The 24118-nt window shown below is 56.1% G+C and carries 19 protein-coding genes; 9 read left to right on the top strand and 10 right to left on the bottom strand.

All coding sequences use genetic code 11. From position 1 onward, the window contains the following. Positions 1-199: 199 nt before the first annotated feature. A complete protein-coding gene (locus KRAC_RS59335; RefSeq protein ID WP_007923439.1) occupies positions 200-481 on the top strand; it encodes a J domain-containing protein in 282 nt (93 codons plus the stop codon). A gap of 61 nt (positions 482-542) precedes the next feature. On the opposite strand, the gene KRAC_RS59330 is transcribed toward KRAC_RS59335, so the two are convergent. Continuing rightward, entirely contained in the window at positions 543-1289 is a 747-nt protein-coding gene (locus KRAC_RS59330) for a zinc ribbon domain-containing protein (RefSeq protein WP_007923438.1), read from the bottom strand. A 303-nt stretch (positions 1290-1592) separates the two neighbouring features. On the opposite strand from KRAC_RS59330, the gene KRAC_RS59325 reads away from it, so the two are divergent. The 3 genes from KRAC_RS59325 to KRAC_RS59315 all read left to right on the top strand — a co-directional run bounded on the left by KRAC_RS59325 (position 1593) and on the right by KRAC_RS59315 (position 7802). Then, the gene (locus KRAC_RS59325; protein ID WP_211221573.1) at positions 1593-3686 is read left to right on the top strand and encodes a DNA gyrase/topoisomerase IV subunit B; all 2094 of its coding nucleotides are present in this window, start codon (positions 1593-1595) and stop codon (positions 3684-3686) included. 271 nt (positions 3687-3957) lie between these two features. Next, complete coding sequence (iscB, locus tag KRAC_RS59320; protein WP_007923434.1) at positions 3958-5247, top strand: RNA-guided endonuclease IscB; 1290 nt, start codon at positions 3958-3960, stop codon at positions 5245-5247. Between the two features lie 41 nt (positions 5248-5288). Beyond that, positions 5289-7802, top strand: coding sequence for a DNA gyrase/topoisomerase IV subunit A (locus KRAC_RS59315; protein WP_211221571.1), 2514 nt, complete (start codon positions 5289-5291; stop codon positions 7800-7802). An 81-nt stretch (positions 7803-7883) separates the two neighbouring features. Here KRAC_RS59315 and KRAC_RS59310 read toward each other — a convergent pair whose 3' ends face one another. The 3 genes from KRAC_RS59310 to KRAC_RS59300 all read right to left on the bottom strand — a co-directional run bounded on the left by KRAC_RS59310 (position 7884) and on the right by KRAC_RS59300 (position 11927). Further along, complete coding sequence (locus KRAC_RS59310) at positions 7884-8237, bottom strand: DUF4342 domain-containing protein (protein WP_007923430.1); 354 nt, start codon at positions 8235-8237, stop codon at positions 7884-7886. 222 nt (positions 8238-8459) lie between these two features. Beyond that, positions 8460-9689, bottom strand: a complete 1230-nt coding sequence (locus KRAC_RS59305) for a WD40/YVTN/BNR-like repeat-containing protein (RefSeq protein ID WP_007923426.1) — start codon at positions 9687-9689, stop codon at positions 8460-8462. A gap of 48 nt (positions 9690-9737) precedes the next feature. Then, a complete protein-coding gene (locus tag KRAC_RS59300) occupies positions 9738-11927 on the bottom strand; it encodes a S53 family peptidase (protein ID WP_052569448.1) in 2190 nt (729 codons plus the stop codon). A gap of 354 nt (positions 11928-12281) precedes the next feature. Here KRAC_RS59300 and KRAC_RS59295 point away from each other — a divergent pair, with 354 nt between their 5' ends. The 3 genes from KRAC_RS59295 to KRAC_RS59285 all read left to right on the top strand — a co-directional run bounded on the left by KRAC_RS59295 (position 12282) and on the right by KRAC_RS59285 (position 14927). Continuing rightward, entirely contained in the window at positions 12282-13247 is a 966-nt protein-coding gene (locus KRAC_RS59295) for a S1C family serine protease (RefSeq protein ID WP_007923422.1), read from the top strand. A 247-nt stretch (positions 13248-13494) separates the two neighbouring features. Next, positions 13495-13800, top strand: coding sequence for a hypothetical protein (locus tag KRAC_RS59290; protein ID WP_007923420.1), 306 nt, complete (start codon positions 13495-13497; stop codon positions 13798-13800). Positions 13801-13922: 122 nt separating this feature from the next. Beyond that, on the top strand, positions 13923-14927 hold the full coding sequence (locus KRAC_RS59285; RefSeq protein WP_007923418.1) for an NAD(P)H-dependent flavin oxidoreductase: 1005 nt from the start codon (positions 13923-13925) through the stop codon (positions 14925-14927). Positions 14928-14997: 70 nt separating this feature from the next. Here the strand turns inward: KRAC_RS59285 and KRAC_RS59280 are convergent, their stop codons facing one another. Together KRAC_RS59280 and KRAC_RS59275 are read right to left on the bottom strand one after the other, a co-directional pair. Further along, on the bottom strand, positions 14998-16458 hold the full coding sequence (locus KRAC_RS59280; RefSeq protein ID WP_007923416.1) for an acetate--CoA ligase family protein: 1461 nt from the start codon (positions 16456-16458) through the stop codon (positions 14998-15000). Further along, positions 16455-17435, bottom strand: a complete 981-nt coding sequence (locus KRAC_RS59275) for a PAC2 family protein (protein WP_007923414.1) — start codon at positions 17433-17435, stop codon at positions 16455-16457. The genes KRAC_RS59280 and KRAC_RS59275 overlap by 4 nt, the downstream gene beginning before the upstream one ends. 136 nt (positions 17436-17571) lie before the next feature. Here KRAC_RS59275 and KRAC_RS59270 point away from each other — a divergent pair, with 136 nt between their 5' ends. Together KRAC_RS59270 and KRAC_RS59265 are read left to right on the top strand one after the other, a co-directional pair. Then, the gene (locus KRAC_RS59270; protein ID WP_157508370.1) at positions 17572-18582 is read left to right on the top strand and encodes an RluA family pseudouridine synthase; all 1011 of its coding nucleotides are present in this window, start codon (positions 17572-17574) and stop codon (positions 18580-18582) included. A 75-nt stretch (positions 18583-18657) separates the two neighbouring features. Continuing rightward, positions 18658-19218 (top strand): hypothetical protein, encoded by a 561-nt coding sequence (locus tag KRAC_RS59265; protein WP_007923410.1) that lies wholly within the window; start codon positions 18658-18660, stop codon positions 19216-19218. Between the two features lie 233 nt (positions 19219-19451). Here the strand turns inward: KRAC_RS59265 and KRAC_RS59260 are convergent, their stop codons facing one another. The 4 genes from KRAC_RS59260 to KRAC_RS59240 all read right to left on the bottom strand — a co-directional run bounded on the left by KRAC_RS59260 (position 19452) and on the right by KRAC_RS59240 (position 24074). After that, on the bottom strand, positions 19452-20549 hold the full coding sequence (locus KRAC_RS59260) for a DUF4349 domain-containing protein (RefSeq protein ID WP_007923408.1): 1098 nt from the start codon (positions 20547-20549) through the stop codon (positions 19452-19454). Between the two features lie 320 nt (positions 20550-20869). After that, positions 20870-21742, bottom strand: a complete 873-nt coding sequence (locus tag KRAC_RS59250) for a carbohydrate ABC transporter permease (protein ID WP_007923406.1) — start codon at positions 21740-21742, stop codon at positions 20870-20872. Beyond that, positions 21735-22685 (bottom strand): carbohydrate ABC transporter permease, encoded by a 951-nt coding sequence (locus KRAC_RS59245; protein ID WP_007923405.1) that lies wholly within the window; start codon positions 22683-22685, stop codon positions 21735-21737. The genes KRAC_RS59250 and KRAC_RS59245 overlap by 8 nt, the downstream gene beginning before the upstream one ends. A 30-nt stretch (positions 22686-22715) precedes the next feature. Next, on the bottom strand, positions 22716-24074 hold the full coding sequence (locus tag KRAC_RS59240) for an extracellular solute-binding protein (protein WP_007923404.1): 1359 nt from the start codon (positions 24072-24074) through the stop codon (positions 22716-22718). Positions 24075-24118 lie beyond the last annotated feature (44 nt).

Below are 24118 nucleotides of genomic sequence, written 5' to 3'. Positions count from 1 at the left end.
CTGTATATCATTCACGGTTGAGCATAGTGTAGCGTTTCATTTCTAGCGCTGTTTCGGGTATAGTATGGTTAGTGGTGTGGTGGCCCCTGGCGGCCGCAGGTCGCCAGGGGCCACCACACCACTAACCAGGGCGAGTGCCGCAGGCGCGAGGCGTCATGCCAAGAATGTGCATATCAGATTAGATTAGATTGAGAGAACAATGAGTACACGACCGCCAAAATCGCTGGGCGCCTTACTATGGCAGATGCTGCGCCTGAGTATGAAAGCGCTCTGGGAGAGCAATTCAAATCCAGCCCGTGTGCTCATGCAGCGCCAGCAGGCCCTGGCGGTGCTGGGCCTGCCTGCGAACGCGACTCCTCAACAAATTAAACAGCGCTATCGCCTGCTGGCCAAGCGGTACCACCCGGACCGAGGAGGCGATCCCCAGCAGATGCAGCGTATCATCGCGGCCTATCATACTTTGATGCGCGAGCAAAAGTAGGGTCCATGCTTGGCATGGACCCTACAACGCGCTCCGTTGAATTGGTGGCTGGTGCGCCTACCTAGAAGAGGGGCGCGCCACAGCGATTACAGAAGCGCTTCCCCGGTCGACAGCGATTGCCACACTGCTCACAATAGATCGGCTGCCCACTGGCTGCTGGCGCCTGATTTTGGCTGACAACGGGGGGCGCGGATGGTGGCGCAGGCGGCGTGGGCATAGTTTGGTGCTGGGGCGCAGGCGAAGCGACGTTCTGCCCTGGCTGCCCGGGATAGTTTGGATTTGCTGTAGGTTGGCTCGGACCCGCTATCTGGGCGTCGGGATCTGGCTTCTGTGTGCTCTGAATCGTGTCATTGATGGTTTTCGCGGCCTTGACGGCCATTCCACCCAGCGTCGTGGCGATCTTAATGCCCTTAGCGATGTCGTCCATATCCTTTTTCATGCGCTGCATCGAGGGCAGGGATGGCGAGTCTGAGACCTTCGCGAACAGGTTCTTCCCCAACTGGATGCTATCCTCTTGCGGCGTCAACTGTCCTTGCTCCTGGTTTCCATCATCAAAGCGTAGGGTTAGTAGCGAGCCCTGCTGATAAAAATTCCCCTCACGCCGGATCTCAGCGGCGGGCGCCGTGGCGTTGGTCTGCTCGCCCTTGATGAAGGACTGGGCCATATGGGCCAGGCGACTGCGATCCTGGACAATCAAGATGAAGCGCCCATTAGTTTGGAGAATAAGGCGGTCAATGAGGGAGGTAAAGTAGTCTAGACCCACCCCTGAGCGATGCTGACACTCATACTGACCTGTGATTGGCTTCATGATATTCGCGCCCTTTCCCGGTGAAATTCTATCCTTGCTGTCTAATACTACGAATATGAGGCACGGATGGTTGAGTATACCACAGCCGTTCGTGCTACCCCCAGTTGCCAAATTGGCGTCTCTATTCTAACATGTGCATGCGCTAATCTTGCGTCCCGGCATGATTACCAGATATGCTAAGAACAAAAAGAATTTGCTTGATAGAACTTTTGATCCAAAATTGCTAGCGATTATCTTGACTTTCCATGTTTAAGGCTGTATGCTGATTAGGCAATTAACGCATTGAAAGAGGTATAGGGTTAGATGTCTCGTTCCCCAAAAGCACTCCCTTCCATGCAGAATGAGTCAGACCTTCAGCAGCAGGAGTTCTCATTCTTAGCGACGCGGAGTATAGACGAAGATAGAGAAGAAATACAACACACACATAGCGTTGAGTCGAAGGCACCCAAGGCCAGGAAGCAGGCAGCATACTCTGCTGCCGATATCCAGGTGCTCGAGGGTATTTCCGCCATTCGACATCGCCCGGGGATGTATATTGGCTCAACATCTACCTCTGGACTGGTGCATCTGATTTGGGAGGCGCTTGACAATGCTGTTGATGAGGCTGTGGCTGGCTATGGCAAGCAGATTTGGGTAACGATTGATCGGGAGGGCTGGGTCACGGTACGTGATGAAGGACGAGGCCTGCCCTTTGACCCTATGCTTTACCAGGGGGATTACCTGCCCGCGGCAACGGTTATCCTGACAGTACCTCATTCAGGCGGCAAATTCGCTGAAGGTGCCTACAAGACTGCGGGCGGTCTGCATGGTGTTGGCTCGACCGTCATCAATGCCCTTTCAGAGAAACTGGAACTGACTATCTGGAAGGATGGGCAGTGTTTTAGCCAGTTGTTTAGTCGTGGCACCGCGTTGCCACACCAGATTGAGCCTTGCGACCCCAAATTACACGGTACCCAGTTGCGCTGGGCATATGACCGTGCCATCTTTGATCCCGATGTCTACTACTCTCTTGAAGCCATCGATAGCCGTTTGAAGGCCGCCGCCTATCTCAATCGCGGTGTAACCATCCATTTTGAGGCCTGGGATGAGAGCCTCAGCGAGCAGGTACGGCGCGTGTACTATTCGCGTGAGGGCCTGCCAGACTACGTGCGCGACCTCTCCTCGGGGGCGAATACCCCCATGTTCAAGCATGTGCTTGGTATCGCCAAAGAGAAGGACAATGTCTCGGTCGAGGTTGCGCTCCAGCCTACCACAGGGTATAAAACCGCGCTCTATAGCTATGCCAACGCCGTGCGTACGCGCGATGGTGGTGTGCATGAAAGCGGGTTTAAGGCCGCCTTAACCAAGGTCATCAATGACTATGCCATCAAGCTGAGCGTGATCAAGAATCGCGAGCGCGATGGCTTTAAGCCAGAGGTGATTCAACAGGGCCTAAACGTCGTGATCTCGGTCAAGCTGACCAACCCTCAGTTCCAGGGCCAGACCAAGGATCGCCTGAACAATGCTCCCGTTGAAGGCATCGTACGTTCAATCGTTGACGAGGGGCTGAAGGACTGGTTTGAGAAGAATAGCGTGGCTGGAAAAGAGTGGCTGAAGAGAATTCAGCAGATGCAGAAGGCACGCAACGAGGCTCAGTTGGTGGAGGAGTTGGCGCGGGCGGGCACCAAGAAGAACAATGAGATGATCGATACCTCGCTCTCAAAGAAGTTTCTGCGTTGCAACACCAGCGATGCTTCGCGCGCGGAACTCTTTATCGTCGAGGGCGATTCGGCGGGTGGTAGCGCTGGTCAGGGGCGCTTCTCCGAGTTCCAGGCCATCCTAAAGCTCAAGGGCAAACCCCTGAACGTGGCCAAGGCCGATTTGAAGAGTATCGTCGAGAATGAAGAGATTCGCACGATCATCAATGTGCTGGGAACCGGCACACGCGATGTATTTGATATTAGCCGTCTCAAATTCAACCGGGTTATTATCGCGACCGATGCGGATGTGGATGGTCTGCATATCCAATGCCTCCTGCTGACGCTTTTCCACCAGGAGTTTAGCGATCTGATTGAGCAAGGGCATGTGTATATTGCCTGTCCCCCCCTGTACTCCGTCAAGTATAAGGGCAAGGTGCATTGGCTGCTCAATGATGAGGCGCGTGAGCGCTTTGTACGTACCCATGCCGACGCGCAGAACCTGGAGTTTAAGCGTTTCAAAGGCCTGGGCGAGATGAACCCGAAGGAGCTACGCGATACCACCTTTGACCCGGCACGGCGTACGCTCAAGCGGGTAACGATGGAGGATGGCGTCCTGGCGGCGAAACTGGTGACTGAGCTGATGGAGGATAAAAACGCGGAGCGCCGTCGCGTTTTCCTGGCGGAACACTCGCGTAAGATCAAGGAACTGGACGTGTAAACGGTCAGGAACCCCCTAGCGAAAGCTAGAGGCTTACGCAAGTAAGCCTGGACTTGACCAGACTCAGCCCTGGGCTTTCTCCCTTGTGGAGAAGGTCATCGAGCTACGATAGATGAGAAGTGTTTGTGTTCCTACCTACAGGTGCGTGCCAGCCTGTAGCTCTAGAATCCCTGGGTTAAACAGGTGTACGAGGTGAAGCCAGTGCTCAGGGAAAAGTACCGCTCTCTATCTTTGTCGAGGCAACCATTACCCTAGCAATAGGAGGCTCAACTTGAGCAATGTCTTCGTGATTGATAGTGATTACAAACCCTTAAATCCGGTCCATCCAGCACGAGCAAGATGTTTGCTCACCCAGGGAAAAGCATCCGTGTATAGAAGATATCCTTTCACGATCATTCTCAAACGGGTGGTCGATCAGCCAGAGGTGCACCCATTACGCCTTAAGCTTGACCCTGGCAGTACAACCACCGGCATTGCCATCGTGAATGACCAGACGGGAAACGTGGTCTTTGCGGCTGAACTCTCCCATCGTGGTTATGCCGTCAAAGGAGACATGGAGCGTCGCCGCGCTCGGCGTTGTGGGAGGCGCAACCGCAAGACGCGCTACAGAAAACCACGTTTCCACAATAGGCGACGCAAACAAGGATGGTTGCCCCCATCATTAGAAAGTCGCCTTGCCAATATTCTGACGTGGGTCGCTCGCTTGTGTCGCTATGCTCCCATTACAGCGCTAAGCCAGGAACTTGTCAGATTTGATATGCAAGCGATGGAGCATCCAGATATAGCAGGGATTGAGTATCAGCAAGGAACATTGGCTGGATATGAGGTGAGAGAATACTTATTAGAAAAGTGGAAGCGAACGTGTGCCTATTGTGGAAAAGAGAATATTCCTCTCCAAATTGAACATATCCAGGCACGCGCCAAGTTAGGCACGAATCGAATAAGCAACTTGTGTCTTGCCTGTGAACCTTGCAACAAAGCCAAAGGAACACAAGATATTCGAGTGTTTCTTGCCAAGCAACCAGAGGTCCTCACACGGATTCTGGCACAAGCCAAAAAGCCGTTACAGGACGCGGCGGCGGTCAATACGACACGATGGGCCTTGTGGGAACGCTTACAAGCCTTCGGGTTGCCTGTGGAATGTGGAAGTGGAGGGTTGACGAAATATAACCGCACGACACGAACGTTGCCGAAATCCCATTGGCTTGATGCTGCTTGCGTTGGCAAAAGTACACCTGAGACGCTCAAGGTGAAAGGGGTTGTGCCTTTACTCATGACAGCGACAGGGCATGGATCACGCCAAATGTGTGTCCCTGACCCCTATGGATTTCCTGAGAAGCATAAGAAACGCGTAAAATCCTTTCTTGGCTATCGTACCGGGGATATGGTGAAAGCGGTGACCCCAAAGGGGACATTTGAGGGAAGAATAGCGATTCGTCATCGTCCTTCGTTCCATCTTGGGAAGAGAGATATTCACCCCAAATATATGCGATGTGTGCAACGAGCCGATGGCTATGAATATACACAGAAAGGAGTGCGCCATGCTCCTCCCCATATCTAAAGCCAGGGGTTCCTGCATGGTGCGATTGGAAGATGGCAAGTGTGAGTGAAAATACAGAGAAAACCGTAGAAACGGGTATCATACAAGAAGATTTCTCCGTGATCATGGCCCAGGCCTTTGCGACCTATGGCCTCTCCGTGGTCACGGATCGCGCTCTCCCAGATGCGCGCGATGGTCTCAAACCGGTGCAGCGCCGCATTCTGGCGGGTATGCGCGAGGCACGTTACCTTGCCAGCCGCCCTACGGTCAAGAGCGCCGAGGTCGTGGGCCTGATCCTGGGTAATTATCATCCACACGGCGATACCTCGGTCTATGATGCGGCGGTCCGCATGGCCCAGCCCTTTACCATGCGCTATCCGCTGATTGAAGGGCAGGGCAACATGGGTAGCGAGGATGGCGATGCCCCGGCGGCTTATCGCTACACCGAGATGCGCCTCTCGCCGCTCGCGGAGGCCTTGATGGCCGATATGGAGCGCGAGACGGTTCCCCTGCATCCAACCTATAAGCAGGATCCCAGGGTGCAGGAGCCTGACTATCTACCTGGACGCATTCCGCCCGTCGTCAATCCCTCCAGTGGTATCGCGGTTGGCCTCTCAACCAACATTCCGCCTCATAACCTGGGCGAGGTGCTGCGAGCCTGTATCGCCCTGCTGGACCGTCCCGATATGACCGTCGATGAGCTGATGGGCTATATTCCAGGGCCTGACTTTAGCCAGGGGGGCCATATCATCGGTACCGAGGGCATTCGCGATTATTTCACTACCGGCAAGGGACGTATCATTGTGCGAGCGGAGGTGCGCCTGGAGGAGACGCCGCGCAGTCGCGCGCTCGTCGTCACCCGGATTCCCCCCACTGGACGTGACAAGGTCAAGGCTTCCATTATCAAGGCCTTTAACGCGCGCAAACTCGAAGGAATGATGGCCGATCTGCGCGACGAGAGCGACACCGAGAAGGGGACGCGCATCGTGCTGGAACTGCGCAAAGACGTGGACGCAGCCCAGACGCTGGAGCAGCTCTATCGCGAAACTGATCTCCAGATCGCGATCTCCTTCCAGATGGTCTTTCTCTTTGGCTCACCCATGCAGGCCGCACGCCAGCCCAAACAGACCGGGATGCTGGAACTGCTCAACTACTGGAACGCGCACCAGCTCGACCTGCTTACGCGCCGGGCGCAGTACGACCTGCGTAAGGCCCGTGAGCGCCTGCATGTCATTGAGGGCCTGATTACTGGTGCCGCGCACGCGGAAGAGATCGTGAAAATCTTCCAGCAGTCAGAGGATCGTGCCAGCGCCCGTAGAGCCATTGAAGAGCGCTACTCTCTGACGGAGATCCAATCGGACGTCATCGCCTCGATGACACTCTCGCAGGTTACCAAACTGGATAGTGGCAAATACCAGCGCGAGCGCGATGAGTTGCAGCGGCGCATCGAGGAGCTAGAGAATCTGCTCGCGAACCGGCGTGCCCTGATCTCTCTCTTGAAGAAGGAGATGCAGCAGCTCATGCGCCAGTTTGCGGATGAGCGCCGCACCTACATTGATGTTGAGGGGCAGCCCCACGCGCCCATCACTCATGTGGCCAGCCTGCATGAGCGTGAGCCACTGACCGTCGCCTTTGCCTTTCCTGGGACGCTGAAGGCGCTTGCGCCCGATACCTTCAAGCCCAAGCAGAAAAATGGCGTGCTTGCATATAATCCTGTCCGTGGCGATGAGCAGTTGCGCCAGGTGGTCGCTACCACCACGCGGGACTACCTGTTGTGTATGTCCTCGACCGGGCGTGTCTTCCAGGTCGGTAGCCATCGCTTGCCCCTGGTGACGCGTTCCGCCAAGGGCGAGGTCATCCGCGATCTGCTGGAGCTGGCGCCAGGTGAAGAGATCGTGGCGGTTGTGCCCATAGATGCCTATGACGAGGATCGCTACATGGTCACCTTTAGCCGCCTGGGCAAGGTCAAGAAGTCGCCACTGAGCGAGTACAAAACGGTCGATATCGATGGCGCGCAAGATATGAAGCTGGCCGAGGGCGATAGCGTCGTCACGGCGCTGCTCTCACGTGGACAGGGCGAGTACTTTGTCACTACCGACTATGCGCAGACGCTGCGTTTTAGTGACGAGGCCTTGCGTGCTCAGGGCCGTGTCGGCCAGGGCGTCGCGGCCATCGCCCTCGCCAAGGGAGGTGGCGTCGTCGTGAGCGCCTCTTACTACGAGCCCCAGGGGACCGTCGTCGACGAGACCACGGGCGAAGTCCTGCCAGAGCTGAATAGCCTGCTGGTCGTAACCGAGCAGGGCACGCTCAAGAAGGTACCTGTTAGCCAGTATCCCCAGAAGGGACGTGCAACTGGTGGTGTGGTCACTACCGAGATTGGCGACAAGGACCGCGTCTTGCTCAGCATGCTGGTAAATGAACAGGATCACCTGCTGCTTGGCTGGACGGGACGCAATGGGGAGAAAGGCGAGCACGCCCTGGTCCTTCCCGTCAGCGAGGTCAAGGCCTTCCCACGCGTCAAGCAGGGGGTCGAGGTCGTCAATGGGCGCATCCTCACCGTGGTCAAGCTAGGCTAACACTTTCAGAAAAAAGTGCGTGGGAGGTCTCGGGTGTTCGCCCAAGATCTCCCACGCACTTTTTTCTGAAAACTTTCCTCCTTAGAGGGCTGGGGGAACGTCGTCGCGAATCTCTTCCACCTTGCGCTCGATATAGTCGGCGGGGCTATCGGTGCGCACGACTTCGATGGAGCACTGCGTCAACAGCGCGCCCAGGACACCGACCGCTGCCAGGGCTGGAGCGAGGAGAACGCCCGCGACGCCAATGGTCAGAGGAAGCTCCAGAATGGAGTTGCCATCCTGCTTAATGATAATACGGCGAACATTACCCTCATGGATAAGCTCTTTTACCTTGGCCAGCAGTTGTTCGCCAACGACCTGGAGCTCTTCAACACCATAGCTTTTCTGCTCAATATTGCTGCGATCAGTATAGCCTTCGCGTGGATCTTGTGCCATTGTATTTTCTCCTTTTTGCATATGCTGCATAAGTATGTTTTTATATGCTAATCTCATCTGCTAGCTGCTAATCATGACTGTGACCGTTCTCTCACAGCCTCACATATAATACGCAGCACATGGCTGAAAGGTTGGAGAAATCTTAATACAAATAGAGAATGTGGCGCTGGAGATCGGCTCAGCCGATCTCCAGCGCCACATTCTCTATTTGTATTAAGAAGGCTAGTCAGCAACTGGATGCAGGGCATGCCAGTTATGGCCACCGTTATCGGTCTGGAAAAGGTTCCAGTTGTTCTGACTATCTTTGATCCATACCCAACCTGTCAGGGGGGTGAGGAAGGTTAAACCACCTAGTACCTGATTATCCACATCCGGCTTTAGCAGCCCGTTCGGGTGAATGAGATCCCAGGTTCGACCGCCGGTGCTGGTGTGGTGCAGGACAAATTGACCCTGACCATCAAAGCCAAAGCTGAAGCCTTCTCGCGCATTCGGGAAGCTAAAGCTTGTAAACTCCGTGTACCAGGTAGAGGGCGAAGACGGTCCCAGCAGCCAGGTCTTGCCCCCATCTTGTGTCTGGTAGGTGGTGAGGTGAGGCATGCCGTTGCCAGAGCTTGTATCGTATTTCACGAAAAGCGTTCCAGTGCGGCTGTTCTGCCAGAATGGCCCGTAACTTTGCGTAAAATAGATGCTATCGGCCCCTTTGATTGGCGCAATGCTGTCTTTGTTCCAGGTTTTGCCACCGTCTTGGGTGCTAGCGAGATAGACTTCGCCTGAGAGCCAGATGCCCGTTGCCCAGCCCTGTTGGAGGTTGGCAAACGTAAAATGGATCGACTGGCCGTATGGACGGGCCAGGCTCGCCGGATTATCAACGGTATTCAGTAAGGTCTCCCAGGTTTTACCGCCGTTACTGGTGCGCAATAATGCGATCACGGACGATCCTGGATGGGAACCCTGAGCGCTAAACGCGAGCCAGCCATGTTGGGAGTCCAGAAAGTTAATCTGATAGAAGTAGTACGGCCCACCAGGGGTCGAAAGGGTAAAGGATGTTGTTTGCCAGGTCTGACCACTATCCTGGGTGCTGAGAAGAATCTGTGTTTGATCTTGTAGAGCTCCAATATAGCCATGCCAGGCATCCAGGAAGAATGACGTTGTGACGAACATATTTGTCGCTTTGAACTGTGATGGCGTCACGTCGCGCCAGTGTTCGGGTCCCTGATGCGTCACATAGATATGGGTATGGCTCTCATCGAATGCCCAGCCGTGTTGCTGGTCAATCATGGTCAGCCCCGCAAGCTGGATCTGGTGCGTTGATGTCGGTGCCGCCTGCGCGTTGGCGATGGAGGGCGCTAGAAATGCCCCGATCATCAGACACACCGCCAGCAATGCTATGCAGGAAAAGCGTGCTTGCCAGGCTGTAATTCTCCATCTGGAGCCTGTGAACAGAGGTCGCATACCGTAAACTCCTTTGAATGTTCTTCTATCCATGGTTTGCCTCTATTTTCAAGAATGGGTAGCCGTCAACGCCACATCATCAACGAAGAAGGCCGTCGCAGTCGAAGATGTCGTGGTCCCGTGGAAGTCGACCTCAACGCGTTTTCCGGCATACCTGGCAAGCGCCGATGTGATGTCAAAGGTGTACTGCTTCCAGCCCGAGGCCTGCGTGTTGCACAACTTCTGAGGGGTGGTAATGATGGTCCCATTGCTTGTGCGCAGGCGTGTGGTGAGGGCGTCGGTGCAGTTGCGCCCCGTGGCCTGGCTGCTGACATAGACCCAGTAGCTGAGCACAACTTTAGTGGTGTTGGCGGGCAGGGTAACCGTCTGCCCGATGCTATCGTTACATGTTGCGTAGCCACAGAGATCGGCGCTCGTATCTCCCGCATGGGCTTGTGTGGTATCAACGATCTCATACGCGCCAGAAGCATGCTCTGTCCACGATTGGGAGCCATTGTCAAAGCCAGGATTCTGTAACAACTGCGTTGAACCATGATCTCCGCCTGGTGCCAGGGTGAGCAGATCTCGCGCGATATTCCAGGCGTCAGGGGTGCCGATACCAGACGCGTTATCATAGCCTGAAGTGGCCTGGTAATACAGGTTATTGCCCGACGTGACATCGTGGTAGGCGCTGTAAGTCTGTGGCGTGTTGTAAAGGGCGTATAAGCTGGCGCTGGCGCCACCGAGACCTGGTTTGCCCTGGTGAGAGAGGTATTCGTTCATATCGGTGGCGAGACCTGCCCATAGGGGGGCCGCTGCACTTGTGCCACCAACAGCTCCCCAACCCTGGGCGCAGATAGCATCCGTCGTGGTGCAGTAGATGGAATAGCCGGTCTTTGGATCGGCATCCGCCGATACATCGGGCGTCTCGCGATTGAGATTCGTAAGATTGGTGCCTGCCTGGTAGGCTGGACGCGTAAAGTGAGCACTGATGCCACCGCCGCCGCCTTCGCCATAGGTCTCATTGCTCCACGCTGACTCGCTGCCGTAGGTCCCATCGCTTTGAAGCTGTAAGTTGGTACCGCCAACGCCCACCACGTGTGGATCATCAGAGGGGGAGTCGACCGCCAGAGTGGAGCCATCGCGACAATCGTAGGCGCCAGAGTCACCCGATGCTGAAAAGAAGGCCTGGCCCTGGGCTGCACCCTGCGCGAAGATATTGTCCAGTGTTGTCAGTTCCGCGTCACCAGAGTACAGCTCACATATTCCCCAGCTAATACTGACGACTTTGGCGAGGTTATCGGTCACGATTTTGTTGTATGTATCATTTATACCAGGAACGGTATTGGGACCGATATACACCTTCTGCGTGGCATCGGGCGCTAGCGCTGAGAGAACCTCCATATCCAGCTCGACCTCTACCGCTCCATCGCCAGGGGTATTGGTCGCGTCATCCACAAGCACATTCGAGTACTTGGGAGAGCCGAGATGATAGTAGTCGAGGTAGGTCGAAATATCGGAGGGATTATAGCCATCGAGCTCAAAAAGAGCCGTCGTCTGACCAGCGCCGGTGCCGCCATTACTCATCAACGCGTTTACATCATAGGCGTTCCGCAGCTCTGTCGGCGTGTAGCCTTTCCCTGGGCCAGTCGCTGGCCTGGATTGTTGTGTTAGAGTTGCATGATGATAGCGAACGAGATTATCCAATCCTTCAATGTTCAGGATCGTGGTACTCAGCGCATCCGGAATAGTCGGATCAGAAGTAGGCGCATAGACCACGCGCCCATTGACCTGGTAGTCATTGAGCGTGACGCCAAAGGCCTTTTCAACCGTGGCTACTGATCCGGCTGCATTCACCAGCATATTGTTTGGGGCGACCGAGGTAATCGTTAATCCCTGGCCCTTCAAGTAGGAGACGACGCTCTCCACCGTCGCCTGCGTTGGGCCAAAATCGGCTGTAAACTGCTGGGGCGTCAGGTAATGATGATAAGATGGCGATTTGGGGTCGTTCTGGGCCGCAATCAGCGCGTCCAAGCCTGCTCGATTGCGGAGATTGAGACTGATCGAGAGTTGTAGTTGTTTCTGTTTGCTAGTTTCTTGTGTGGATTTGTAGCGTTTGAGCGTAGCAATCGCGCGACTGGGTAAGATATGGCGCCCAGTCTGTGACACCGCCGAAACGGGATTACTATGATAGATAAACATCGATGTAAGCGTCGCCAGTAGGACAGCACATCCCAGGCGGGCGAGAAATGGCGCCATTTTGCGCCGCGAGCCTTTTCTCACAAATCCTCCGGAGTAATAGAACGACAAAACATACAGTTGTCTTGCCAGGCACAGTTCCTATACCGTCAAAAGAAAAGAAACTTACTTTTTCTTTTCTACTAGGGATAACGCAATCAACCAGCCAATAATCGCAGATGTAAGAGATTTGGTATTCTCTGGGGAGTGGCGTGATCGATAGGCAACACCTATCGATCACGCCACTCCCCAGAGAATACCTATCCCTTGATACTCTGGTCTCAGCAGTTGTGATATAATACCTATCAAGTTTATTGAGTTGTAGCCTCGCACATACGTAGCATGATCGGGTTCCACGAGAAAGCACGATGTGATATGAGTACGTTTGAAAAAGATGCCCTGGCGTTAGATGCCTATTCGCACGCGGTCACAACGGCGGCTGAGCGGGTTGGACCTGCGGTTGTACGTATCGATGTCGAGCATGCCACGCGCCGTTCTCGCTCCTATGGCTATCCGCCCGAGTTGCGGGGAGGAATCGGCTCGGGCTTCATTTTTGCTTCTGATGGACAAATTTTAACCAACGCCCACGTCGTCGAGGGGGCGCGCCATATTAAGGTGACCCTGGCGGATGGGCGGACCTTCGATGCAGGCTTAATGGGAAGTGATCCCGCTGTCGATGTCGCGGTTCTGCGTATCGGAGCTGAGCGCTTGCCAGTGGCCGAACTTGGCCATTCGCCCCTGCGGGTTGGTCAACTGGTGATCGCGGTGGGCAATCCCTATGGCTTAAACTGGACGGTCACCGCGGGCGTGGTCAGCGCCCTGGGACGCACCTTGCAGGCTCCAGGCACTCCCAAGATGACCAACCTGATTCAGACAGATACCTCCATCAATCCCGGCAATTCTGGAGGTCCCCTGGTAGACAGCCTGGGGCACGTGGTTGGAATTACGACCGCCATGATGCCAATGGCTCAGGGTCTGGGCTTCTCGGTTCCGCTCGATACAGTCAAGGGTGTGGTGGCAAAGATCGCCACCCAGCGCTCCGCCAGGCCCGAGGGCGTCTCGCTCGGCGTGGGCGGCATGCGTGTCACGCTTGAGGAGTCGCTGCGCCAGCTTTTACAACTCCAGCAGCGCTGGGGCATGGAGATTCTTGAGCTTCGCTCCCAGAGTCCAGCGGACCAGGCTCAGCTCAAGCGCCTGGACGTTATCCTCTCAGCCGATGAGGAGCCTGTAACCGAGCCTCGGGACTTGCAGCGTATCGTGCGAACCCACAAAGCTGGCGAAAAAGTCACCATTGGATTTCTGCGTGGAGGAACACAGCGGAAAGTGACGGTGGTTTTGTAGGATTGGTATGGGAAAGAGACGTTGATAGGCTTGTAGCGCGCCAACTGTATTGAATGTGACGCGAAAAGTTACGCTTTTCTGACAAAATCATTACGAAATGCCTCCATTGAAGAAAAATGGAGGCATTTCTTTTTTTAGCACCTTGTGTAGTATGCGTCTAGGTAATTGAAAGTGCGAACAACCACGCAAGTGGAGTAGTAAACAGACTGGTATGTTCAGGCAGACACAAAAAAGGGACGGTGTAACTATGCAAGCAATGGTCGGTTTGATCGCTCTAATCTTCTTCGTTGCCCTTGTCGTAGGCGGCGTGTTTGTAAATGTGTTCCTGTATACCAGAGGTGTGGTCAGTTCGCGCAGCCGCATGGGCGAACTTGCCACGGTGACCCTGAGCCAGGAGGCCAACACCGAGGCAGAAGACCTCTTCTATCTGGGTATTGGAATGCATGACGAGACCATGAATAATTATATGCGTAAAACTCTGGTCGCCTTTGGCGCAGCCATCCTGGTGGTAAGCCTGCTCGGGGCGGCGGCCTTCAACCTGGTCATGCACTAAGCAAGCCTTAAAGAATGTGAAGAGGGGGACAATTGAAACAACGGCCTGGAATGTGATACAACATTCCAGGCACGTTTTATTTCTGCATCTAATTTGGCAAAAAGAAAGTGAGTACGCCAGCGATGTCGTCACTTCCCGAGCGTATACAAACGCGTTTTACCGAACTGGTGGGTATTCGTTATCCCATTGTGCAAGGAGGGCTGGCCCATCTCTCCTTTGCCGAGCTTGCGGCGGCGGTCTCTAATGCAGGCGGACTGGGGCAGATTGGGTGCGCCTGCTTTAAGACTCCCGATGAATTGCGCGCGAATATTCAGCAGGCGAAGCGTTTGACGGCGCAGCCCTTTGGCGTCAATTTTCCTATCGGTCACATTCCCCTGGGCGAGTTTCTGGATGTCACCCTTGAGGAAGGCCCGGCCGTCATTAGCATCACCGGCGGCAATCCCGAGCCACTCTTAAAGCATATTCAGCAGAGCGGCGTCCCTGTGAAGACGATGGTATTGGTCGCGGGGGGGCGTGCGGCGCGCAAGGCCGAAGCTCTGGGCGCGGATGCCATCATTGCCGTAGGCTTTGAGGGTGGCGGCCACCTTGGGCGCGACGATATTGGGACAATGGTGCTCACTCCACGCGTGGTGGACGCGGTCAGCATTCCCGTCCTGGCCAGCGGAGGCATCGCCGATGGACGAGGGCTTGTTGCGGCCTTGGCCTTGGGCGCGGAAGGCATTGAACTGGGGACGCGTTTCGTCGCGGTACAGGAGAGTAATGCTCATCCCGCCTACCAGCAGGCGCTGGTCGAGGCGCAAGAGACGGATACTGTAGTGGTTGAGCGCGCCATCGGGCGCCCGGCGCGTGTGTTAAAAGGGAAGGCTGCCGAGCAGATCCTGGCGCTTGAAGCCGAGATGGAGCAGGAGCAGCTCGCGCCGCCGGAGCGCCTGGCTCGCCTGCTTCCGTACATCCAGGGGCGGGTAAACACGCGTGCCTCCCTGGAGGGCGAGCTCGATGAGGGCTTCGTCTGGGGTGGCCAGGTCGCGGGCCTGATACAGGATATCCCCTCGACCCAGGAACTCATCGAGCGCATCGTCAGAGAAGCCACCACCATAGGCCGTGGCTTCTCCGAAAAATTCTTATAGCGTGAGGAAAGGGATGTGGGCGGCAAACGGCTTTGCCGCCCACATCCCTTTCCTCACGCTATAAGCTCTATTAACGAATGGATGCCTGTGAGGCTGGAGCCGTGCTCTCCTGTTTGGCCAGGAACTGGCCGACTTCGGAGAGGGCGGCCATGGCGCGGCAGGTGATCTCGACCGACTCGTAGTAGGGGACGCCCTCTCCGCGCAGGATGCGCAGCGCGGGGATATCGTGGCGCGCATAGATGGTCTGAACCAGGATGGGTTTGCCATACTGGCGCACCAGGTCGCCAAGCGCGCGGGCCGCGGCCTCTTCGCGTGGGCCAAAGTCCTCCGAGAGGAGCCAGCGGTAGCCACCGAAGAGTCCCGTAATGATCACGCCATCGACATCGGGATCTTTGACGCAGACCTCGGCCAGGTGGGCGAAGGAGAGGGGATCCTCATCGGCGGCGCCCGCGACGTCTACGGGATTTGTCGAGGTCGCACGACTGGGCATAAGCTCGCGGAGGGCCGCCTGCGTCTCGGCTTTGAGGACGGGAACCTCCAGGCCGGCGCGGATCACGGCGTCGCCAGAGGCGACCGAGCTACCGCCGCCATCGCCGATGATCGCGATGCGTCGACCACCCTGAGGGGTCGTTGGCTGTAGCGCGAGGGCCTGAGCCACGGGGAAGAGCTCGTCTGAGCGCAGGACGCGTACGACGCCGCTGGCGAAGAGGCCGGTATCGCTATCTGGACGCACGCGAGCCTGGGAGCCCGTATGGGCCAGGGAGGCGCGCACACCCACCTCTGTCGCGCCGCTGAGCAGGATCACGGCAGGTTTGTAATGGCCACGCGCATGCATGTCTCTAGTGACCTGGCGCAGGGTCTCCTCTTCGATGGACTCAACATAGCCTGCGATCACGCTGGTCTCTGGATCATCGGCCAGGTACTGCATGCATTCCGGGAAGGAGACATCGACGGAGTTGCCAACGCTCAAGAATGTGGTGAAGCCGCAGCCATCCAGGTGCGCCTGGGCATAGAAATACATGCCAAGGTTGCCGCTCTGCGAGACCAGGCCGATGGGGCCTTCAGGGAGCGGGAAGACCATTCCCAGCGCGTTGAGTTTGGAGCGACGCACGTAGAGACCCATGCAGTTGCTACCGATGATACGAATGCCATGCTCGCGGCAGCGGGCCACAAGGTCTTGCTCCAGGGCGCGCCCCTCGGGACCCGTCTCGCTAAAGCCAGCGGTGATCAGGACAATACCTTTCACGCCTTTAGCGATACAGTCCTCAATGGAACCGGGAACGTGCGGGAACGAGGTCGCAATCACGGCCAGGTCTACCTGACCAGGGACATCGCGCAGGCTGGGATAGGTGGGGCGTCCCAGGATCTCGGACACGGTAGGATTGATGAGGTAGACCTCACCGGCGAAGCCCCCTTCGATCAACTGGCGCGCGGCGACATGCCCCCACTTCTGGGGGGAACGCGAGGCGCCCAGAATCGCGACTGAGCGTGGTTGCAATACCTCTTCGAGGCTATGAAGCTCTTTATTCATTCTACATCTTTCTCATCGTCATCAGAGTGATAGGGAAGGCCCTGATGCTCCCGTTCCATCCGTAACATGGCCTCAATATTCTCGATCAAAACATCTGCGCTTGGCAGAGGGGTTGACTGCTCTTCGCGGTGGGAATCCGCCTCATCCTCGTCTTCCTCCTCCAGTTCAATTTCAATCTCGATCTCGTTCTCTAGCTCATCCAACTGCTCTTCAAGCTGGCGAATGTACTCGCCAGCCTCTGGATTGCGCGCAACCATGGCATCAATGCGGGAACTAAAGCGCCTGGCTTCAGCCTGGATCTCATCGAGGTCCAGGTCTAGAGATAGGTAGCCATTGAGCGTGGTGAGTAGGGCAGACGAGACCATGATATTGGGGGTAGTTGCCAGGTAGTGGGGGGCAGCGGCCCAGAACATCGTGGTTGGTATTTGTGCCTGGTGGCAGACTTCATGGAGCACGCTGAGAATCCCGGTGGGACCCTCATATCCAGAGGTAGGGAGCGTCATCTCTTCCAGGCGTGAAAGTGTTGCGGGATCGTACGAAGCCCCCGTGATGGGGACCGCGAGCGAGTGGGGGACATCTGAGAGCATCGACCCAAACAAGATCACCTCGGAGGCGCGAAAGTTCCTACAGACCTTTAAGAAGCTTTGCGCAAAGGTATTCCATTTGAGTTGTGGCTCGGTCCCCAGAAATAAGATAATATCGCGCTCTAGATCGGGTGCGCTATAGGCCAGGAATTCATTGTCGGGCCACACAATCACGCGCTTATCGTCGTCGGTAATCTTGACTGTTGGCCGCGTTTCTGTAAAAATGAAGAAGTCTTCGCTATCTATCTCGGCAATTTTCTCGGATGACCAGCGGTCAGCGAGATATTGAATGGCATGCGTCGCCGACTCTGCGGCATCGTTCCAGCCCCGGAACGCGGCGATTACCAGGGGATCTCGTAGGGTTGGCTGGGCATGATAGTGCAACTGTGACATTCAAAAAACCTCTCTACCTGCCTGTGTAAATGCTCCTTAAGCAAATATTTGTTATCATTCTACCATTCTTGCGCCTTGTGGCAAATATGGTAGTAGAGATATGCCATCTCTTTTTTGTGCGAGGGAAAAATTTTATGTGCTCCGTCCTGCGGGTGAGCCTGATAGGACCATTGTCCAGTTGAAAGGATTATTGACGTTGGCGGCTTCAATCCCTATACTGCCTAACATGGAAGAGATGGGCATTACTATTCTTTATCAAGACCATTATCTCCTGATCGTCAATAAACCGGCAGGCATGGTCATTCACCCCACTTACAAGCATACTGATGGCGGTACGATGTGGGATGCTCTGCTGCGTCACCTGGAAGCGCAGGAGCCCGAGCAGTGGAGCCCGCCAGCGCTCGCGGACGATCCCGCCTGGGCGCGTGCCCCTCTGGAGATCCAAGATATGCTGCGCGAGCGGCGGCGTGCCCAAATCCTGCAAGAAGAAGGCCTGCTCCCACGCCCCTGCCTGGTGCATCGCCTGGACAAAGATACCTCGGGCGTGGTGGCCCTGGCGCGTACGGAGCGCTCGCGCACACACCTGGTTCATCAATTTCATGATCATACCATAGTCAAAAGCTACCTGGCGGTCGTCGAGCCAGGCTCGCCAGACTGGACACAGCCACGCGCACCCCTGAGCGTCGCTTTCCCTCACAATGGGCGGGTGCTCACACACTTCCCCACCTCTTTCATTCAGGAGCTTGTGCCCGATACTGAGTTCCTGATCGATGGCCCCCTCTGGCGCGACCCCGATGATCGCCGGCGCTGCGTCGTAATTGAGGGCGGACAGGAGGCGCGCACCTGGGTCCGTGTGCTGGCGCATGAAGCGGGGCGCTCATTGCTCGAAGTCCGACCTGTGACGGGGCGCACGCACCAGATCCGGGCGCACCTGGCGGCCTTAGGCCAGGCTATCGCGGGTGATCCAGTGTATCGCGAACTCCAGCCCTCCGATCTTGTGCTTGGTCGCCAGTTTCTGCACGCGCGTAGCCTGACGCTGCGCCATTATGTCGATAATCGTGTCATGACCTTTACCGCCCCCTTAACGGCGGACCTGCTGGCCTGGTTAGAACGCTACTTCCCGGCTGCCCAGCTCCATGTTGTATAGTAAAATATAGCCAGCAGGCTGATCTACAAAGAATGAGCGTGGGTCCACTGATGTGCCCGCGCAAAAGAGGATAAGATGATGACAGCTTCAACGCCATACCCCGCAAATAGTGGCTCGCTGGCTGGAGCGAGCGAACAGGAAAAGAAGAAACGCCTCGATGCGATGGTGGCGCTCTGGCAGAGCGATACCCAGCGTCGCCTTGCGCGTGATGGATATACTCCCTTCGTCTCCGCTATGGGCCTGGACGAGTATCGCTACTCGGTCTGGCTGCGCTTCCCTGAGTGGGAGCGCTCGGTAGTTGTTGGACAGGTCGTGACCCTGCGACCCGCTGAGGGGAGTGAGGAGCCACAGCCCGCGCTCTTTAGCGCCTGGCGCCAGGACCCCTTGCTCAAAACCATGCCAGATTGGAAGCAGCACCTCCCTAAAGAGACGGTCTTCAACCTCAATGTCAGGATCACGCCGGGTTCCCTGGGCGAGGGCAGCAAGTGGGCGATTATTATGCCCCGCGACATGGTAGCGCGTTACCGGCCCGGCTGGCCGACACAGCAGGAATGGGTCGTCTGGACGCGCTCCTTCGACTGGCTCTCAGTAAGCGTTGGCTTTATACGTACCATGCTGGATACCCTGGAGCAATGAGAGTCAGCGGCCCGCGCTGCTAAAGCACGCGCTTATATATAATGGCGCGATGTGCCTCGTACTATTATATATAGGCGCGTGCTTTAGCAGCGCAGCCCCCGCAGTGCGACTCCTCGCAGTGTCGTTCGGGTAACGCATTGCCTGATTCTTTGCTGAAACGCCAGAAAAAGTAGCCGCGTACGCCAGTAGCTGGCCAGCTACTGGCGTACGCGGCTACTTTTTCTGGCCTGGGGCTAGCTGATTGGTAGCTCTTCTTCGTTGACTACGGGCTGAGCTTCTTCTCCTTCTGCCTGTTCGCCAGGCTTCACATGCGCAGCTGGCTCTTCCTCTTTAGGGTGTACCGTCTCTGGTACAGGTTGCTGCGTGTGTAATGTCGCTGCTGGTGGTGGCGTAGAGAGTCTTTGTGGTCTGTAGTTCGTCACCTGCCGTCCTCTGCGCCAGCGCCTGTAGAGCCAGATGAGGATCAGGGTCGGGATAATATAGATGCTGAAGGCCAGCAGCCAGATGAGGATCGAGACCAGGAATTGGAAGAAGTGGAGCGAGGCCTGGAAGGCATCGTGTGCGATCTGACCGGCGTTCCAATTATTGCCGCTGGAGGCCGTAGGCGTAGCGGAGCCATCTCCTGGAGGTTGAATCGTGATCGAAATGGGATAGAAGGTGGTCTGGTCGCTCAAGGCGTTGAGGTGTCCTTCTGCCTGCTCGATCTGCCCCTCGACATCCGACAACTGCGAATTAATGCTCAAGACATCCGACATCGATTGGGCGTTCTTCATCAAATCCTGTAGGCGCTGCTGCTCGACGCGCAGATTCTTGAGGCGCGACTGCGTATCAATGTAGTCATTGGTGGCATTCTGTACCGACTCATTGAGGCTAAGCAGGCGCCCGTTGTGTTTGGCGGGATAGTCTACCAGGTAGCGCTGAATCTGGGTATAGTCGCTGGCCTGCACGGAGAAGGTAATGCTGATCGTATACGTATCTCCGTTCAGTTGGTATTGCATACCCGATGAGGAGGCGCGTGTATCGGTGCTCGTGATCCAGTTTTGTAGATCATTGGCGGTACTGTTTGTATCTTTGGCCTCCATGGTGACATTCAGTTGCTTAATGAGGTACTGTGGCGTGTAGTTTGTCGGCGCACTGGATTTAGAAGATCCACTCGCATTGCTGGAGCTGGCCTGCTTGGATGCATTATAGTCTGCTGTGCTGCCAGCATTGCTGGTGGCGGTGCCGCTGCTCGTGCTCGCGCCTCCACAGCCTACAAGGAAGATGGTCAGTACTAAGCAGAGCAGGCCCCCTAGTTTTAGGCCTCGTAGCTGGTTTCCCCGACCCTTCATAATTGCGGCTCCTTTTTTAGACATAAAAATACAACAACCGTACGTACAGACAACGGTATGCATTGTGTGGCGGTCTCAAGACAGCCAGTATAGAGATGATTTGTCCAGTTTTTGTTCTACATTAAGAGACGTCAGAGGCGCGTGTTTTGTTCCCAGGAGGTTAAGCAGCATGTTCTGCTGGATATAATACGCATTTTGCGCCAAATTTCTCACAATGTGCCTGTTGAGTAAAAAGAGATGGGCGCGTGGCGCTGGCGAATGCCAGCGCCACGCGCCCATCTCTTTTTACCCTTGAGCGCCGCAGGCGCGAGAGAGGGCGTTTAGCCTTTGAGGCCTGTTCCAGCCACGCCCTGAATGATCTGGCGCTGGAAGAACAGGAAGACGATCAAGACTGGTAGGCCGCCCGCGACCGCCGAGGCCATGATCTGCGCGTAGCGGACGCCATAGGAGGTCTGGACCGTAGCCAGGCCGACGGGCAGCGTCATCATGTCAACGCCGGTGGCGACGATGAAGGGCCAGAGGAAGTTGTTCCAGACGCCGATAAAGGTAATGATCGCGACTGCCGAGATCGCGGTGCGTGCCAGAGGCATCCAGATCTGCCAGTAGACGCGGAAGCGACTGGCCCCGTCAACGATGGCGGCCTCCTCCAGTTCCTGTGGGATATTATCAAAGAACTGCTTGAAGATGAATACCGCCAGGGGAGAGGCAATCTGTGGCAGGATAATGCCCCAGTAGGTATTGACGAGGTTCATCTGCTGCATCTCGGTGAAGAGGGGCACGATCAGGATCTGACCGGGGACCATCAAGCCGGCGAGAATGATCCAGAAGAGAGGACCCCGGGCGCGAAAACGAATGCGTGAGAGACCAAACGCGGCCAGGCTCGCCAGGACAATGACCAGTACCGTGGAGATCAACGCCGTCAACGCGCTATTAAAGTACCAGCGGAAGATATCCGCCGTGCTGAAGACGTTGTGGTAGGCGTCGCCCGTGAAGTGCGAGGCCAGCCAGCTTACAGGCACTGTAGTGGTCTCGGCCTCTGGTTTCAGCGAGGTATCGACCGCCCAGAGCAGGGGAATGATCCACAGCAGCGCCATGATCGTCAGCAAGACAAGCGCGAGCGTGCGCGAAAGCGAGAAACGTTTCCTGGGTTCTGCCTGTCCCCGGGTCGACAGATTAGATGCCAGACTACTCATTGCCTTTTGCCTCCCTACGATACAGTACGACAAACTGGATGACTGTTACGACGAGTACAACGATAAAGAAGAGATACGACATCGCCGATGCGAACCCGACGCGGAAGGAGGTGAAGGCCGAATCGTAGATGTATTCCAGCATAGGGCGGGTCATAAAGTTTGGGCCGCCACCCGTGAGCAGGGCTGCCTGCGCGTAGAGCTGGAGCGAGCCAATGACCTGGAGGATAATCACGGTAACCGTCGTATTCTTCAAGAGTGGAACGGTAATGCTGAAAAGCTTCGAGCTGGAGTTCGCGCCATCAATTGAGGCCGCTTCATAGATCTCCTGGGGAATCTGTTGTAGACCTGCCAGGTAGAGCAGGAAGTTAAAACCAAGCGTCCACCAGACCGTCACAATGACGACCGAGAGCATCGCCACATTGGGATCGGACAGCCAGGCGACTTCTTTGAACCCAAAGGCCGTGATCACGCTATTGAGCAGGCCAAAGCCAGGCTGGTAGAGCCAGTTCCAGATCAGGACCACCACCGAGACCGGCAGGATATACGGGGCAAAGAAGGCCAGGCGGAAGAGCCAGCGCGCTGGAATGGCCATATTCGCCAGCAAAGCCAGGCCCAGGCTCAGTACCACCAGGATAGGCGTGCTAATGATGGTAAAGAGGAAGGTGTTTCCCAGGGCACCCCAGAAGTTGGCGTCGCCCAGGGCCTCAGCATAGTTGCTCAAGCCCATGAACACGTCGGTGCCCGTGCCCGCCAGGCTCCAGTTAAAGAAGCTCATGCGGAAGCCGAGAATGACGGGCCAGATGAGGAAGATGGCATAAGCCAGCAGGAAGGGAAGGACAAAGGCAAAGCCGGTCAGTTCATTGCGCCAGCGAGCCTGCCTTCTGGCCTGCTGCGCCTTCTGAAGACGCTCGGCAGGCTGTTGTTCAAGCAAAATTTCTGACATGACGAATCCTCTCTGTGCTGTAGAGCGTCCTTAAAACGGTTTGGGCGTTTGCAACTGCTTGAGCATGGCCGCACGGAATTGCTGGATGCCCTGCTTGGGCGTCTTTTGCTGCGTGATGACCGACTGAAAGGCCGCGCCCGCCTGGTTTTCCAGCTCAGAGGCTGCTCCAGCAAACCAGACTGGAGGATCGTATACCACATTTGAGGCTTCGGCCGCGTAGTGCGACTGGGGCGCAAGCTGTTTATATTCGCTGCTGGTAGCTACGGGGAGATACGTCGGAATGTGCCCACCCTGTGCCCAGATATAGCTACTCTTGAGAAGCTCACTAACAAATTTGATGCTCATCGCGCGCCGCTCTGGATCAACCGTGCCCTGGCGTGGCAGGACGAGAGAGTGCGAGTCGGCCCAGGTCTGCTGTCCACCAAAGACATTAGGGAAGAGCGTCATGTCGAATTTCATCTTCTGCGTCTGGAAGGTCGTGACCTCCCACTCACCATTCCAGTGGAAGCCTGCCTTGCCACCGCTGAAGAGCGCGATGGCTCCTGCATAATCGATATTGGTGCTACCTACCTCTTTGGCGAGCTTCGAGATATAGGCCAGAACCTGCTCCGCCTTGTCATCTTCAAAGGTCAGTTGCGTGCCATCAGCTGAGAAATACTGCCCATTGAGCTGAGCATAAAGGGCGCAGAAGACGCGCCAGCAGGTGGAGGGATCACCCACGCCCATGGCGAGGCCCAGGCCACCAGAGGCTTTTTTAGCTTCGCTAAAGGCTTTGAGAACATCGTCCTCACCCTTGAATTCCTGGAGCTTGCCGTTGCTGTCAAGTAGCCCCGCCTTCTGGCAGACGTCCGTGCTGTAGTACATCACCAGCGGGTGGGTATCAAGAGGTACGGCATACAGCTTGCCGTTGTAATGCGCCTTCTGCCAGACGGGGTCCACGAAATTATCCTGTGTGATGCCGTTGTTGGAGAGGGCGGAGGTATCGAACGGCTCAAGCAGGCCGCTTCCCGCATACATTGGTAGGCGCGACATATGCAGAATACCCACATCGGGTGGGCGTCCGCCCGCCGCCGCCATCGCAAGCTTGGTATAGTAGGGGGTTCCCCAGGAGAGGGTGACCGCTTCCAGGTCGACCTCGGGGTGGTTATGCTGGAATTGTTGCACCATCTCAAGCATGCGCTCGCCGTCGCCGCCACCCAGGAGGTGCCAGTAGGTAATGTGAGTCTTGCCCGCGCCAAAGGCGGTTGTGCCACAAGAGTTGAGGATTCCAGCTAGGGCCGTGGTTCCCAGACCGAGAGCGGCCGCGCGCCCGAGGAAGCCTCGACGGCTGATGCGCGACGCCTGTTCCGGTTCAGAACCCGTCGTAAATGTACGCTGCTCAGAGACCATTGAGTGATCCTTCCTTTGTGTGATACTCCTCTGAAAAAGCTGTG

Origin of the sequence: Ktedonobacter racemifer DSM 44963 (assembly GCF_000178855.1) — a bacterium.
Taxonomy (GTDB): Bacteria; Chloroflexota; Ktedonobacteria; order Ktedonobacterales; family Ktedonobacteraceae; genus Ktedonobacter; species Ktedonobacter racemifer.
Note: the sequence above shows the minus strand (reverse complement) of the source record. Positions and strands in the feature narration are given on the sequence as shown.